This window comes from Clostridium sp. YIM B02555 (assembly GCF_022320955.1).
Lineage (GTDB): Bacteria > Bacillota > Clostridia > Clostridiales > Clostridiaceae > Clostridium > Clostridium saccharoperbutylacetonicum.
This window is the reverse complement of sequence record NZ_JAKJJY010000013.1, coordinates 18,133-33,726: the sequence shown is the minus strand read 5'-3', so window position 1 is coordinate 33,726 and position 15,594 is coordinate 18,133. Positions and strand designations below refer to the sequence as shown.

14 protein-coding genes are annotated in these 15,594 nt (G+C 27.4%); 2 read left to right on the top strand and 12 right to left on the bottom strand.

Features of this window, described 5'->3' with window-relative positions; genetic code table 11:
- Positions 1–29 precede the first annotated feature (29 nt).
- Together L3B98_RS17370 and L3B98_RS17365 are read right to left on the bottom strand one after the other, a co-directional pair.
- Complete coding sequence (locus L3B98_RS17370) at positions 30–2,639, bottom strand: hypothetical protein (protein ID WP_238917680.1); 2,610 nt, start codon at positions 2,637–2,639, stop codon at positions 30–32.
- Between the two features lie 36 nt (positions 2,640–2,675).
- Positions 2,676–3,254 carry a 5-formyltetrahydrofolate cyclo-ligase gene (locus L3B98_RS17365; RefSeq protein WP_238917679.1) on the bottom strand — a complete coding sequence of 193 codons (579 nt, stop codon included), beginning with the start codon at positions 3,252–3,254 and terminating at the stop codon, positions 2,676–2,678.
- A 285-nt stretch (positions 3,255–3,539) separates the two neighbouring features.
- Between L3B98_RS17365 and L3B98_RS17360 the strand changes: the two genes are divergently transcribed.
- Entirely contained in the window at positions 3,540–4,157 is a 618-nt protein-coding gene (locus L3B98_RS17360; RefSeq protein ID WP_238917678.1) for a HutD family protein, read from the top strand.
- A gap of 63 nt (positions 4,158–4,220) precedes the next feature.
- Here the strand turns inward: L3B98_RS17360 and L3B98_RS17355 are convergent, their stop codons facing one another.
- Complete coding sequence (locus L3B98_RS17355; RefSeq protein WP_015390471.1) at positions 4,221–4,643, bottom strand: hypothetical protein; 423 nt, start codon at positions 4,641–4,643, stop codon at positions 4,221–4,223.
- A 247-nt stretch (positions 4,644–4,890) separates the two neighbouring features.
- Here L3B98_RS17355 and L3B98_RS17350 point away from each other — a divergent pair, with 247 nt between their 5' ends.
- Positions 4,891–5,562, top strand: coding sequence for a helix-turn-helix domain-containing protein (locus L3B98_RS17350; protein ID WP_015390470.1), 672 nt, complete (start codon positions 4,891–4,893; stop codon positions 5,560–5,562).
- An 89-nt stretch (positions 5,563–5,651) separates the two neighbouring features.
- On the opposite strand, the gene L3B98_RS17345 is transcribed toward L3B98_RS17350, so the two are convergent.
- The 9 genes from L3B98_RS17345 to L3B98_RS17305 form a co-directional block, all read right to left on the bottom strand.
- On the bottom strand, positions 5,652–7,910 hold the full coding sequence (locus tag L3B98_RS17345; protein WP_238917677.1) for a glycogen/starch/alpha-glucan phosphorylase: 2,259 nt from the start codon (positions 7,908–7,910) through the stop codon (positions 5,652–5,654).
- A 435-nt stretch (positions 7,911–8,345) separates the two neighbouring features.
- Positions 8,346–8,978: a VC0807 family protein gene (locus L3B98_RS17340; protein WP_238917676.1), complete on the bottom strand. Its 633-nt coding sequence runs from the start codon at positions 8,976–8,978 to the stop codon at positions 8,346–8,348.
- A 15-nt stretch (positions 8,979–8,993) separates the two neighbouring features.
- Positions 8,994–9,695 carry a flavodoxin family protein gene (locus L3B98_RS17335; RefSeq protein WP_238917675.1) on the bottom strand — a complete coding sequence of 234 codons (702 nt, stop codon included), beginning with the start codon at positions 9,693–9,695 and terminating at the stop codon, positions 8,994–8,996.
- Positions 9,696–9,725: 30 nt separating this feature from the next.
- On the bottom strand, positions 9,726–10,277 hold the full coding sequence (locus L3B98_RS17330; RefSeq protein ID WP_238917674.1) for a PadR family transcriptional regulator: 552 nt from the start codon (positions 10,275–10,277) through the stop codon (positions 9,726–9,728).
- A 319-nt stretch (positions 10,278–10,596) separates the two neighbouring features.
- Positions 10,597–11,325 (bottom strand): aminotransferase class IV, encoded by a 729-nt coding sequence (locus L3B98_RS17325; RefSeq protein WP_238917673.1) that lies wholly within the window; start codon positions 11,323–11,325, stop codon positions 10,597–10,599.
- Complete coding sequence (gene pabB, locus L3B98_RS17320; RefSeq protein WP_238917672.1) at positions 11,326–12,681, bottom strand: aminodeoxychorismate synthase component I; 1,356 nt, start codon at positions 12,679–12,681, stop codon at positions 11,326–11,328.
- Positions 12,668–13,258, bottom strand: a complete 591-nt coding sequence (locus L3B98_RS17315) for an aminodeoxychorismate/anthranilate synthase component II (protein ID WP_015390463.1) — start codon at positions 13,256–13,258, stop codon at positions 12,668–12,670. The genes pabB and L3B98_RS17315 overlap by 14 nt, the downstream gene beginning before the upstream one ends.
- Positions 13,259–13,811: 553 nt before the next feature.
- On the bottom strand, positions 13,812–14,603 hold the full coding sequence (locus L3B98_RS17310) for a hypothetical protein (RefSeq protein WP_238917671.1): 792 nt from the start codon (positions 14,601–14,603) through the stop codon (positions 13,812–13,814).
- Between the two features lie 28 nt (positions 14,604–14,631).
- Positions 14,632–15,561 carry a U32 family peptidase gene (locus L3B98_RS17305; protein ID WP_238917670.1) on the bottom strand — a complete coding sequence of 310 codons (930 nt, stop codon included), beginning with the start codon at positions 15,559–15,561 and terminating at the stop codon, positions 14,632–14,634.
- Between the last annotated feature and the right edge of the window lie 33 nt (positions 15,562–15,594).

Here is a 15,594-nt window from a genome sequence, read left to right as displayed (position 1 = left end):
TGTAACTCGATTTAGTCCTTTATATTTACTTAATAATAGATAGCTTCAATATCAAGATAAAGTTCTTTAATTGTGTTAAGCTGCTTATCTAACTCATTTATTTTTTTAGTAATATTCTCCACCAATAAATTTTTATTTTGAATATTCTCCTGATTCTTGTTTACCAATTCCTTTGCATCATTAATCTGATTCTCTAAGTCTTGAAAAACTGAGTATTCTTTCATAAAATACGGTTTTTGTTTTGCTTCTTCAATAAGTGCCTTTTCAGCATCTACCATATTAGTTTCATTTAAAAATTTGCTAGCTTTTTCTTTCCATATCCCAGGAGAAATCATGCTCTTAAAGGTACCGAATTTATCTTTTGATTCATTAATATGCTTTTCAGCCGCTTCTTTTTTACTACGAAGTTCATCATAAATCATGAAAGATGGTAATAATATTCTCTTTTCAGAGTTCATAATTATATTCTTAAATTCTTCCTTATAATTATTATATTTTTCCACCAACATATCATAATTTTTCATTAATTGAACCTGATTAATTTCTAATTCTTGTTTTTCTTTAATTAACAATTTAATTTCATTTTCTTTATCTTCTTTTTCCATAGAAATGTCATTGTATCGATGCTGCTTCTGTTTCCATATATTTATCATTTCCTTATAATTCTCTAAATTCGTAGCTTTATTAGTAGATATTAAATCAACATTGATTATTTCCATTAATAATATAGGTAATAAATTTTCCTGTAAAGCATCATTTGTACCACTAACTCTACTAGCTAAAAACATCAAGCTCATAAAATATTCATTGGCATTAACTTCAAGTTTTTTTTCTACTAAACCTTCTACATATAATAATATTTCTTGAAACTCTGAATATTCATATGAGCTTCCTAAATTTATCATTATTGATAATAGTTCAAAAGGATGTGCTCTTATGGCATCTTTAAGTAAAGCTTCAGTAATATTATCCAAATTATATTTTTCATAATGTATCTGCCTTTTATCAATATTTTCATCTCTACTTTTCAATTCCACAATATTCTCATAGATTCTATTAACTAGTTCTTCATCAACTTGTAAGTTACTTTTACTTTTTAAAGCTTCTAATACTTTTTCAATATAATATAAGCTTATTCCATCTATCTTATTTATTTTCCCTTTAAAATCAGCCTTATTTATTAAAAATTCATATCCCTTTTCTACTATCGTATCTAAGGCTTGTACAAATTGTCTTCTATTAAACACATTTTTTGAAGGAATGCTGGCCAATTTTATTAATTTATAATATAATACAAGTCTAATTTCTGCATCACTTATATTTTTTAGTTCCTCTAATCTTCTATTCACTAATTCTAAAAACTTGTCTTTAGTTGATTTTGTTAATAGTTCTTTAGACTTATTTAATGTGCTAGATATCAAATTTATACTAGTAGCAATTATGTAAACTATCCTTAGTTCTTTTCCTTCTATATTTAAGAAAGCTCTATAGAATTGCTCATATTTGATTTCCTTCCTTATTTTTTCATTCAATATTTCCTTGAATATTAACGTCTTCCTTTTTGCTTCAATAATGTTTTGTGAATACGTGGTTATATTATCATTAAATATTTTATCCTCATAATTTATTTTGATCATTATATTCTTTTGTTCATTTTCTAATATCTTTTGCAAGTTCTTATCATAGGAGAATTCTATAGTTTCTAAATTATCTTCATATTTCTTTGTTAAATCTACTAAGTTTTCATAGGCTTTTCTCGCAATCTCCAATTCCTCTTCAAGATATTGCTCAAGTCTATTTATTGAATCATCTTTTTCTTCTAATTTTTTTATTAAATTACTTACTTCCTGTTTTTGTATTTCCGCTTTAACAAGTTGACTTTCTTGTGCAAAAATTAATTCTTGACTTTCATTACACTTTTCTCTTAAATTTTCAATTTTTTTAATATAGGTATTGTAGTCTTTCTCCACATCTAAAACTTGTTTTCTTTGTGCTTCAATTTTTCTGTTCAATCCAATATATATTTTCTCTAAGCAAGCTTTTTCTTCTTTTATTGCTATTATTTTATTATTCATTTCACTTATGTTTTTCAATTCACTAGACTGCTCAAGAATTGCTTGCCTTAAAACATTGATTTGTTTACCCTTTAGTATAACATCTTCATCTATTTTTATTATTTCCTTTTTCATATATTCAATAGTGCTTGGAGCCCTAAAACTGACTTCATCAGTAAGTGCCATTTCCTGTATCTCAGCTGATTTTAAATACCAACAAAAAATATTGTGTATCATTTCCAATATCTCTATCGGATGCTTAACCATCCCTTTTGGTTTTCGATTATAGGAAGAGTGATCATATGCATTAACCAATATAATCTCAAAAGCTCTATAAATTTCATCTGGTATCTCATATCTTTCGCTAACTTTAATATTATTAATTAATTGCCATGCAGCAACATTTGATTCTATACTATATTTTTCTGCAATATCTTTTATAAAGCTTTCTAACACTTTCCTTACAATAATCCTAGTAATTATAGGAAAATATTCACATACATATTCCGCTTTTACTAATGCATCATAATATTTCTCAAGACTCGTATTCCTCAGGTAAAAAAAGTTACTTTCATTATATTCCATAAATTCTCCCCCTAATTATAATCCTAATTATCACTTTTAAGGACAACCTATAAACTCCTTTTCAGTTATTATATAATCTACAGGAACATCGCATTCTTCCATTGGCACCTCAGCTACTACTTGCAAATCATAAGCTAAAACTAATTTTTTAATCTTCTTATTACTTAGCTTTTTAAAATATCTATCATAAAACCCAGCTCCATATCCCATTCTTCCGCCATTCCTATCAAATGCTACTCCTGGCACTATTATTAAATCAAGATTATTGGGATTAATACTTGTTTTTTCAATTGAAGGTTCCAAAATCCCATAGGAATTTTCCATTAATTCAGCTAATGCTATAATTTCGACCGCATCCATATTTTTAGTTTTAAAATCTGTTCTAGGCACATAAATTTTTTTATTATCACTTAAGGCTCTATTTATTATTCCTTTTGTGTTTATTTCCGAATCATAGGATACATAGATAAATATGTTTTCTGCTTTTTTATAATAGTCAGTTTTTAAAAATTCATCAGTTATTTTATTGTCAGCCTTTTCTTTTTCAATTGCATCCATCATTTGTCGTTTTTTTAAAATTTCTTTCCTTAATTCCTTTTTATTAATAATTGTCATAACACCGCTCCTATAATTATATTTACAACGTACTTTTTATTTTTCGCACCTAAATATAATTTTTATTCCTTATATATTTATCGAACAAATTGCAATATTTCTTATTATATTTATTATATTTATTACTTTAACAAATTAATATATCTACAATGCACTGATAATTATTACAATTATATTTTTTTAGTTAATGTGTCTATTTTATATTGTTCTTAACTTTATTGATTATACATATATCTTTTAATATAATTAACATGAAATACTTATCTGAGGAAAGGAGCAGAATCTATGCAGTACAATATTAAATTAATAAAACGAGAACATTATAGACCAACTTTTTGGTCTGGAGGAATGGCTACAGAATTGATAACATATCCACCAACTTCTAATTATGCAAATAGAAATTTCCTATGGAGGCTTGGAATAGCTAAAATTGACATATCAGAATCCACTTTTAGTGAACTTCCAGGTGTTTCACGTAAATTCATGGTTACTGAAGGTAAACTTACTATTGATCATGAAACAAAATACAAAAAATTACTTGCTCCCTTTGATCAAGATAGTTTTCTAGGTGATTGGAAAACAAAAACTTATGGTAAAGCTTCTGTGTTTAACTTAATGACAAGAGAAAATTATGATGGGGAATTAATTCATTTTAATATTCTTCCCAAAAAGCAATATAATTTTAAATATAAAGCTGCATTAAATAAAGATTTAATATCACTTTGCTTTTATGTAGTAACTGGTGGCTTTAAAATAATTATCGATAATAAAACTATTACCGCTCAGAAAAATGATTTACTATTGGTTGATTGCATAAATTCCAACTATTTTCATGAATTCTTATTTAGTAGCGAGTCATTGGAAATCACAAATATAATTACAAGCATAATCTATCGTGAATAGAATATATTTGATAAAGGACACAATCTCAAATTGCATTTTTTTACATTTGAGATATTTCCTTTTCTATAAATCAAAATCTCTTAATACAATTTTATTTTTTTTGAAAATCACTTCTTTTACTATTTCATAAGTATCTTTATCTATAGTGATCCTATAAATGTTAGGACACCCTTCTTCACGCCACTTTTTCATATACTTTGCTGTTGCATCTACATCTGTATAATAATTTTCATCATAGTAATCTGAGAATTCTAAATAAGATAATAAACTTTTTTTATCTAATACAATATTTTCTTTCTCTACATTATTACATATTGGAACAAAAAATCTTAACGGAACTTCATATTCATATCTTGAATTTCCTTTAATAGTTCTTGCCTCCATGAGTGCTCTTCTAAAGAAAATATTGCTTTTATCTTTATCATCTAATTTTAATTTAAATATTATTTTTCCACTTCTATTTTTTTCTAATTTTATTTTAATCATTTGCCCACCGTCTGTCATAAATATTCTATTTCTATTCATTTTATCATGATGAATGCGTAATGTCTAAAATTTATAAATTCTAAAAACAAGTATATTCCTTGTCCCTTCACTATCTTAAAGAATCTATCTACATTTTCATTATATATATAATATTAAAATGAGCTTGATTAAACTTGTATATTTTTAATATAATATGTATATATTATTACTTTTGAATTAATATAATTCTAACTAGGAGGACATGATTTTGGATAATTCTTTTATATCTGATATGAATATTTTTAATAATAATATATCATTTCTAATTAAGCTTAGAGCTAAACCACAAATTTTAGAAATTATTGAAAAAAAGCATTTAGATGAGATTTCTGAAGAAATTTCGATTGAAGATAAAAGAAATGATTTAATCATTTGGAATGCAATGTACACTCGAGAAATAGTAGGCAATGGTATTCTTACAAAATATCTGCATCCAATATACAATAAATTTTACACTTTAATACCATCACTCAATACTTTAAAAGAACTTCAAGAACTTGAAATAAAGATGATAGATACTTACATTAATTTACTTATTAATGATGTTGAAGTTAAAGACAACTTTGTTATAAACAGAATATTAAAGCATCTACACCTTAATATAGAAAGCCAAATTTCTTTGAAAAAATTAGCTACAGATTTGAATTTATCTGAAGGATATATATCTGAATGTTTTAAAAAACATATGGGAATAACAATTATGAAATATGCAAAAAAAATTAGAATTGATAGGGCTAAAGTATTACTTGTAACAACAACTACTAGTATTTTAGAAATAAGTCTAATATTAGGCTTTCATGACCAAAGCCACTTTCATAAAGTCTTTAAAGCTTTTACAGGTGCTTCTCCCTCTGAATATAGAAATAATAATTTTGGCTAAATAAAAAAGACAAAATTTAAATAAATAAATTTTGTCTTTTATATAAATATATTATGGGTATCATAAATTACTTTTTGAAGCTATAAATATTACAACTTCCAAATTTCTTTATTATATTGAGCTATTGTTCTATCTGAAGAAAAGAATCCTGCTTTACTTATGTTAATCAATACTTTCTTATTCCAAGCTTCCCTATCTTCATAATCTTTAAACATAAGATCTTTAGTCTTAATATAATCCTCAATATCAAGTAAAGTCATAAACCAATCTTTATTAATTAATTCTTTGTGAAGTCTTGTAAGATTTTCTTCATCTCCAACTTCTAACATTTCATCACTTATTATAAAATCAACTAATTTTTTAATTGCTGGTTTTTTATAGAACTTCTTAGCAACATAATCTGCTTTCTTATAATGTTCAATAACAACCTCAGAAGATTGTCCAAAAATATAAATATTATCATCACCAACTAGCTCATGTATCTCAACATTTGCTCCATCTTCAGTTCCTAAAGTTAATGCTCCATTTAGCATAAATTTCATATTACCAGTACCTGATGCTTCTTTTGATGCTAGTGAAATTTGTTCTGATACATCACAAGCTGGAATTAACTTAGAAGCTTTTGTTACATTATAGTTTTCAATCATAATGACTTTTAAATATTTATTAACTTCAGTATCATTATTAATTATTTCTTGCAAACAAAGTATAGTATGGATTATATCTTGAGCAATTACATAAGCAGGAGCAGCCTTAGCACCAAATATCATAGTTATTGGAGTAGTTGGCTTATTTCCTTTCTTTATATCTAAATATTTATAAATAATATATAATACATTCATTTGTTGTCTCTTATATTCATGTAGTCTTTTAATTTGAATATCAAAAATAGAGTTTTCATCTATATCTATACTTTGAGTTTCTTTTAAATAATTCTTTAATGTAAGTTTATTTTCTTTCTTTATTTGTCCAAGTTTATTTAATACTGCTTTATCATCTATAAATTTAGATAAGTTTTCTAATTTAGAAGCATCCTTCTTATATCCATCCCCTATAAGTTCAGTAATATAGCTTGATAGTTCGTTATTGCAATGAATTAACCATCTTCTAAAAGTTATTCCATTAGTCTTATTATTAAATTTTCCTGGATAGATATCGTAAAATGCTTTTAATTCTTCATTTTTTAAGATTTCAGTGTGTAACGCAGCAACTCCATTTACACTGTATCCGTAGTGAATATCCATGTGAGCCATGTGCACTCTTTTATCCTTATCTATAATAGCTACCTGTTCATCTTTGAATTTACTCTTAACTTGATTATCCAATTCTCTAATAATAGGTAATAAATGTGGTACAACTTTTTGTAAATAAGCCATTGGCCATTTTTCTAAAGCTTCTGCTAAGATTGTATGATTTGTATAAGCACAAGTCTTAGATACTATTTCAATAGCTTCTGACATTAAAATTCCCTTTTCACCTAATAATCTTATTAATTCTGGTATAACCATTGATGGATGTGTATCATTAATTTGAACTACAACATGCTCATGTAATTTATGAAGATCATATCCATTTTCTTCAGCTTCAAGTAATATTAATTGAGCTGCATTACTTACCATAAAATATTGTTGATATATTCTTAATAAATGTCCAGCTTCATCACTGTCATCTGGATATAAGAATAATGTTAAATTCTTTTTTATATTCTCTTTATCAAAATCAATTCCTTCTTTAACCAATGATTCATCTATTGTATCTATATCAAATAAACGAAGTTTATTTGAAGCTTGATCATATCCAGTCACATCAATATCGTAAAGAGTTGAAGTAACTGAAAATCCTCCAAAGGGAACTTCAAATTTTATATTTGATTTAGTAAGCCAGCTTTCTTTTGTTAACCATGGATTTTTAATGGCCTTCTGCTTATTATCTTCAAATATTTGTTGAAATAAACCAAAGTGATAGTTTAAACCTACTCCATCGCCATTCAGGCCTAGGGTTGCAATAGAGTCTAGAAAACATGCCGCTAGCCGTCCAAGCCCACCGTTTCCTAACGAAGGTTCTAATTCAATTTCTTCAATTTCAGTTAAGTCCTTTCCGCCTTTAGCCAAAACCTCTTTAACCTCGTCATAAATACCTAAATTAATTAAATTATTGGATAATAATTTGCCAATTAAAAATTCTGCAGATATATAATATAATTTTCTCTTTCCTTGGTTTGTACCTTTTTCCTTAGCAATTCCTTTTGTCAATTCTAACAATGCTGAATAAATTTCTTCGCTACTAGCCTTATTGATTGTCTTTTTAAACCTTTTCTTTAAGATCTCATTTAAATTCTTTTCTACCATATAATTTCCCACCTTCTTATAATTAATTTATATTTTGATGAGTTGCAACTTTAATTTAGCATTATTATATCAATTTAACAAAAAAACATATGTATATTTCTTTTTATTTTTGTATATTTCAAATATCAATTTAGAATTTGTATTATCCTATAAGAATTCATAAGCATAAACTCTAACTAATAAACTTAAAATAACATTTCTAGCTTCTCAGACATGTTTTTACAAAATACTAATTATAACATCATAGTAGCTTTATTTCGACTATATTTTTTCAATATTTTCTCATATTATGAAAGTAATTCAGTTTATAATTAAATTTATAGTTAAAATAAATGGAAGTTCTTGAAATAAAATTTATTTTCTATTTCAAAAACTTCCAAAGAAAAATCAAAATTTTTCCACTTCATTTTAATTTATAATTAATTAACTTTTATTTTAGTTTTGAGCTCCTTGTCTTGACCTTTTTGAATACCACTTAGGAAACATTATAGAAAAAGCTATCATAACAGGAGTTGAAATATTCCCATATGCAGTACTTATAGCATAATAAGTGCTTATTGATGCTGTATATAATAATACAATTCGTACAAGTGCTTGGCTCATACATACAAAGCCCCATATTATTGAAAGTTGTTTCATAATCGTTCTAAATTGTGGTCTATTTTTTACCTCTTCTGGGGCATTTTTTAAATAACTTTGTTCAACTATTATTTGAATCAAGGATCTCTTAAATAATAAAGACCCAAAGAATATTGCTGCAACTAAAATATCCTGTACTATTGGAGCTATTAAATAGAAAGTAGGATTTTTTGAAACAACAGTTCCAATTAATCCAATTCCAGCAAAAACTGCACTCATTGTTGCAAGCGCATTTAACGTCTTCTCTTTAACATAGTTAATACAAACTACTCCTATACTCCAAACACCAGTTAATATTATACCTTCAAGTGTCATGCCATACTTATCAAATACTGTAAAAATAAGAATAGGAATTATTGCGCTTATTATAAAATCCTTGTTAAACACATTTTTTAATACCGACTTATTATTATTTTGTACTTGCCCCATTAGTATTCCCCCCTCTTATTTCCAGCTCATATTAGCATTTTTTATATAAATTTCTGGATCAATAACAGCTTTATCTAGTATAGCTTGTGTTTCTTCTTTTATATACCCTAAAGTTACCACTTCTTCCCCTGCACTTTTTAAGGCTGAAAATAATGGTTTGTATAATTCTTTAAGTTTATCATCATATTGAACACTTCCAAGAATTCCACCTTGTCCACATAAAATTGCTCCTGCTAAATTTCCTTTGCACATAACTTCAAAAGTCTTCAAAAGACCTTCAAAATTATAGTTTCCTGGAAATCCACAATTTGAAATTAATACAGTTTTAGCAAGTGATTCTCTTTCATAACGTCTAGGATGTGTATACTTACCATCAACTTTTATTATTTCTGGCTTTCCTAAAGGAAGTTTACGATCCATAAAATCTTTCATTAAACCAGTAACTGTATAATAGTATAATGGTGTAGCATAAACCATTATATCTGTCTCTGATACTTTTATTAATAATTCTTCCATATCATCTTTATGAATGCATTTTCCTGGCGTTTTAGTCCAGCAAGTAAAACATCCACTACAATGTTTTATTTCCTTATCTTTTAGATATATTGTTTCTACTTCTGCTCCTTTATCTGCACAGCCCTTTAAAAATTCCTGCAAAAGCACTTCTGTATTTCCTTTTTCTCCTCTTGGACTTCCATTTATAGCTAAAACCTTCATTTTAAACACCTCTCCTAAATTTTATTATTTTTATACTTCTTCTAACTTTTTCAAGGTCTCTTCACACCATTTTATTTGTGCTTCTTCCATTTTCACACCATAATTCACAGTACTAAGATATAGTATTGTGCTTTTCTTATCTACATTCTGTAATTTAGTGCTAAGTATAGTTTCTATTTCAGAATACTGTTTAAGTTCTTCTTCACATTTTTCTTTAACTTTGTTTATTTTTTCTTTCATTACTTCTGTTGGTATGTCTTTTGATAAAAATATCCTTAGTAAAAATTCTGATCTTTTTGGTTCATATTCCATTGGAAGCATAAGCCATTCTTGCAATTGGTCCCTTCCCTTTTGAGTTATTGAATATATATTTTTTGCTGGTCTTCCTTCTGTTTGTTTTACTTCTTTTGTTATTAATTCTTCATCTTCCAGCCTTTGAAGCATTGGATATATGTGACCATAATTTTCATTCCAAAAGTACCCTATCGAGGAATCACAAAACTTTTTAATATCATATCCAGACCCTGACATTATACTTAATACTCCTAATAAAGCATATTTTGTTTTATTTATTTTTGCCATTTAGCTTCACACCTTTTAATATTTTCTTTTGATATATATCACTCTGATATACTATAATTGAATTATATCACTCTGATATATAAAGTCAATACATTTTTAACTTAAAATAGAAAAAAACTAAACATTAAATTTCACATAAAATGTCTAGTCTTTTTCTTACTCAATTAAGTATATAGATGTACATAAATCTTAATCAATATTTATGATTTGAAATTTATATCCCATAAAGAGTACTCTTTTACACAATGTTGTATTGATATAATATCTGTGAAGCAAAGTATCAGGTATTCTTTTTTACCTACTGCATACACTCTAAAATTCAACTATTTATTTGAGCATTGAACATTTTCCTAAATTCTTCATTATTATATTCAATATAATCTATCCTTCTTACTGACATAGCTCCCATTAAGCTATTTGTTATAATCACTTCTTCTGAATTTCCTAAATCTTTTATTGTGATACTTTTTTCATTAACTTTAAAGTTCTTCATAATTTCAGATCTTATTACGCCTCCTAATAGGCCATCTTCTAGTTTAGGAGTAAAAATCTCTTTATTCTGTACAATAAATATATTGGCACAACTTGTTTCTGTTATATTTTCTTTTTGATTTAGAAATATAACATCATCAAATCCTATCTTTTGGGCATTTTCTTTTTCAATTAAATTTTCTATATAACATGTAGACTTTATATAACACAGCCTTGAAGTGCTATTTCTCCTTACTTTTGAAATTGTTAATGCCATACCTTTATTATAATCTTCTTGCTTATAATTAATTTCTCTCTCTGTGATTATAAGATTTAAAGGTGTAACAGTTATTTTTAACACCTTATCTTTTATTGACAATTTATTAAGATACTCTCTTAACGCCTGCTCTTCTAAAGGTTTCAAATTTATTTCTGCCATTGCATTTTTTAATCTTGTTAAATGCTTATCTAGAAATAGCGGTTTATCTCTCCAGAGAATTGTCTCAAATACACTTCTTCCAAAAAATAAGCCTTCATCTAATAATATTTTATTCTTGTTATAAATTATCTCTCTCATTTATAATACCCCAATTAATGCTTTAGCTTTGTCTATTGTTTCAAACCATTCTGCTTCCTCTATAGACTCCCAGGTGATTCCACCGCCAACACCTAAATAAGCTTTATTATCCTTCTTAACAATACTCCTAATAACAATATTAAAATCACTATTTCCTCTTAAATCAAAATATCCTATGGATCCCGTATAAATATTTCTCTTCAGCTTTTCAAGTTCCTCTATTATTTCCATTGCTCTTATCTTGGGCGCACCTGTAATTGATCCTCCTGGAAAACACTCTCTCACACATTTTACAGACGAAACATTGCCTTTCAACTTTCCTTCTATTGTTGCCACAAGGTGAAATACAGTCTCATACGTCTCCAATTTAAACAGTTCAGTAACTTTTACAGAATTAGGGTTACAAACTTTACTTAAATCATTTCTTTCTAAATCTACAATCATTAATAACTCTGATTTATCTTTCTCAGAATTTATTAGCTGATTTTTATTTTTTTCATCTTCTTCAAGATTTCTTCCTCTAGGCCTAGTTCCTTTAATTGGCCTTGTTTGAACGAGCCCATCTATAATAGATAAGAATCTTTCTGGTGAAGAACTTATTACTTGAAAATCTTTAAAATTCATATACGCTGAAAATGGTGCTTTATTTGCATCTCTTAATTTTTTATATATTTTATAAGAATCTTCATTGTTATTACACCATATCCTTCTAGTCATATTAGCTATGTATACATCTCCACTTCTAATATATTCCTTTAGCATTGATATTGCTTTTTGATATTCATCTTTATTGAAATTAGAAAAAAACACATTGTTAGAACTTGTTAATTGGGATAACTCTTCTTCAATATAATTTTCTAAACATTTTTCTATTCCTAATATACTTATTGAAGCTTCTTCGTTTTGTCCTGCTGCAGTTACATACGTTTTCTTATTATGTAAATCAAAGATAAACATGTTATCAAAAAAGATAAAAATACTATCTGGAATACTAAAATCTTCAGTTGAGTTATTAGGTAATTCCTCTAATACCCTTCCTATATCATAAGAAAAGTATCCAATAGCTCCACTTATAAAAGGAAGTTTATTATTAACGCTAAGCTTATATTCATCTATAAGCTTTTCTAATTTATGAAATGGATCAACATCATTATATACTTCGTTATCAATTAATACTTGTCTCCCTTTAGCAACAAACTTCCTATATGGATTTAATCCAATAAAAGAGTATCTTGATAACAGCTTATCTTCTTTTGAACTATCTAAAAATATGCTATCTTCATAATCTTTAAAAAGATTATATGTATAAACTGGATCATAATACTTATTTAATTCTTTTATTTTAAAATTTATCATTTCTAAACCTCCTACATTCTAAAACAAAATTTTTAAGAATTTTATGACCATCTTCAGTAAGTTCCGCTTCTGGATGGAATTGAACTCCATATATAGGCAAACTATTATGCCTAACTCCCATAATTACTCCATCTGAGGTTTCTGCTGTAATTACTAACTCTTTTGACATTTTTTCTTTACTAATTATTAATGAGTGATACCTAGTTACTTTAAGCGATTTTTTAACTCCATAAAATATATCTTCTCCGCTATGCATTATTTCACTTATTTTCCCATGCATAGGTTTTATTCCCTTAACAATTCTGCAACCAAAATAATGTCCAATACACTGATGCCCTAAGCATATCCCAAGTATCGGTATAATCCCTTTGAATCTATCAATTATATCTAAACAAAACCCTGCCTCCCTAGGATTTTTAGGCCCAGGCGATATAACTATTCCTAAATATTTTTTTCTATCTATACAATTCATATCAACCTTATCATTCCTAACTACATCTACCACCTCTCCAATTTCCTCAAAATACCTAACAAGGTTATATACAAACGAATCATAATTATCTATCATTAATAACATTGAATCAATCCTTCCTAATTAATTTAGCTAATTTCATATTTGCTAAACAGCTAATTTTCTAATTTTCATTTTTATAAAAAAAAGAAAAATTACTCAAAATGTTAAATAATTATAGATGAAAAAATCCATAACAAAATCAGTTATTCTCTTATATATTCAACAAGAATGCTATTTTCCTTTGAGTAAATTTAAAAATCTCAAACAAAATTAAAATTAGAGTTGATTTTAATAGTATACATCATCCCTGGCATCGAAACACTAGATCCAGATCTCTTAAACCTATATATTGTCCAAAATATATACTTTCATAACTCTTGTTAAAAGCCAATGGAATTTTTCTTGAAGCTATATCAGTATATTTACACATTATATCTGATATACCTCAGTATATAATTTTATATAGTCAAGCCTGTAATCTATTATAAATTTTCTACATTTTTTCACGATGTATTTTCAAGTTCTCTGGCTTCTTTCTTATGTTATCCTCATCGCTTTCGCTTACACGATTCTCCCACAGCATAGCTAGCGGATTAAACTATTCATTTATTGTAAATCACGCATATATTAACTCCTCAATCACATTCTGCTGAAGGTCTAAATGTAAATCATTAATATTTCTATATACAACATTCCCCTGCACATAAAGATCACTCATATATTGCTTAAATTCTTCATCAGGTTCATCATAACACATTCTTTTTTTACTCCATTTCTTATTTACAGAAAACTGTAGTTTTTTTCTGCATTCCATACATTCTGCACAATTAGGAAGTTTTAACTGCTGATATCTTGCTGAAAAGCATACTCGCCCAACAGATAATAATTGATTATTGTATATCACAATAGGAAGTTTTACCACCTCGCTTAACTCTGCTATTTTTTCCGGATGATAATTTACTTCTATTTCCTGTATATGAAATTCTTCCAGTAATTTTATCTTCTCATTATCCATAAGACTATATTCATATAATCCTGCTATTACTTTATCATTTTCATTAGTAAGCAGACGTTTTGCCCAATTACAGTCTAACATAGATCTAGTCAAAACCCTTCCAAATACAGGAATAATTTGTTTGTTTTCAATTAACTTACTGCATCTATGAAGCAATCCATAGTCATTAAATGTAACCTTCAATGAAATTATCCTTGATAAATCTTCTATTCTTTTTACTAAATCATCCATATATCTGTCTGGCACAATAGGCGTAAGAAATCTTACTGTTTTTTGCTTATCCTTGCACTTTTTTGCAAAATCTAATACAGAATCGTTCAAGCACAGATAAATACACCCTTCATCTCCTAATACTACTCCATTGGATTGAACTTCAATTGTTTCATCATCCAAATCTGAGATATATTTTCTAAAACTAATATTAATGATAATCTCCCCCTATCATAAATTCTTCATATTTATTTCCGATGTATTTACAACTGTTTTTACTACACAAGGTATACTTCCACCATGAAGGTAAAATCTCATTTATAGAAATATCATCATTGTTAATTATCTTACTAAAAAGGCTCACAATTCCCTGCATTTTTCTATAATCCATTTCCCTTCCAACAATTTTTATTGCTTTTACCCCTGCAGACTTGCATCTCCTTAATGAACATAATCCACATCTTGCTTCTACATCAAATATATTAGAAGGTTCATCCGAATTTACCTGATAAATTCCTTTACAGAAAAGCCCCGGATCAAACTCATCTTCTCCATAATCATGTAAAAAACTACATGTTCCATTAAACATTGAGCACCCTTGATAACCAACAACTTCTATATCCATGATATTAGACATACACATTTTTTCAATTTCTTGTAATGTAACATGATAAGATAAACAAATTCGTTTAATATCATATTCTTTAAAAAACGCAATTTGTTCTCTATTAATTGTTCTAAAGAAAATGCTACTATGCAGTTCTACATCATATTTCTCCCTTACTAATCTAAGAAGACCTAAATCCCCCAAAACAATTGAATCCACACCTGCACGAATAGCATTCCCACAATAATCTAAAAAGTGCCTTTCCAATATATGTTTATCACTAATATCTTGTAGATATTGAATATTGGCAAGAAAGTTCACCTTAACTCCCTTTGTATGTGCATATTCTACAATTCTTTCTAGTTCTGTGAACTCTGGAAGAATTCTAGTTGAATTTCCTGTGAACTTTCCTCTTCCCGTGAATGAATATGTACCAAACAATCCTTCATCCGCACCCGTATAAATTTCACCCGCACCACTTTCAATTACAGCCATACAGGATTTCATACTATTAACTGGAGCCATTATTACCATCAAACTATCTCCTTACTAATTCTTAGTTATAGC

Coding starts and splice junctions, on each gene's coding strand:
- L3B98_RS17330 (WP_238917674.1), bottom strand. CDS start 10,277: ATGGCAAAAATAAATAAAACAAAATATGCTTTATTAGGAGTATTAAGT.
- L3B98_RS17355 (WP_015390471.1), bottom strand. CDS start 4,643: ATGATTAAAATAAAATTAGAAAAAAATAGAAGTGGAAAAATAATATTT.
- L3B98_RS17325 (WP_238917673.1), bottom strand. CDS start 11,325: ATGAGAGAGATAATTTATAACAAGAATAAAATATTATTAGATGAAGGC.
- L3B98_RS17345 (WP_238917677.1), bottom strand. CDS start 7,910: ATGGTAGAAAAGAATTTAAATGAGATCTTAAAGAAAAGGTTTAAAAAG.
- L3B98_RS17305 (WP_238917670.1), bottom strand. CDS start 15,561: ATGGTAATAATGGCTCCAGTTAATAGTATGAAATCCTGTATGGCTGTA.
- L3B98_RS17370 (WP_238917680.1), bottom strand. CDS start 2,639: ATGGAATATAATGAAAGTAACTTTTTTTACCTGAGGAATACGAGTCTT.
- L3B98_RS17335 (WP_238917675.1), bottom strand. CDS start 9,695: ATGAAGGTTTTAGCTATAAATGGAAGTCCAAGAGGAGAAAAAGGAAAT.
- L3B98_RS17340 (WP_238917676.1), bottom strand. CDS start 8,978: ATGGGGCAAGTACAAAATAATAATAAGTCGGTATTAAAAAATGTGTTT.
- L3B98_RS17365 (WP_238917679.1), bottom strand. CDS start 3,254: ATGACAATTATTAATAAAAAGGAATTAAGGAAAGAAATTTTAAAAAAA.
- L3B98_RS17315 (WP_015390463.1), bottom strand. CDS start 13,258: ATGTTATTAATGATAGATAATTATGATTCGTTTGTATATAACCTTGTT.
- pabB (WP_238917672.1), bottom strand. CDS start 12,681: ATGATAAATTTTAAAATAAAAGAATTAAATAAGTATTATGATCCAGTT.
- L3B98_RS17360 (WP_238917678.1), top strand. CDS start 3,540: ATGCAGTACAATATTAAATTAATAAAACGAGAACATTATAGACCAACT.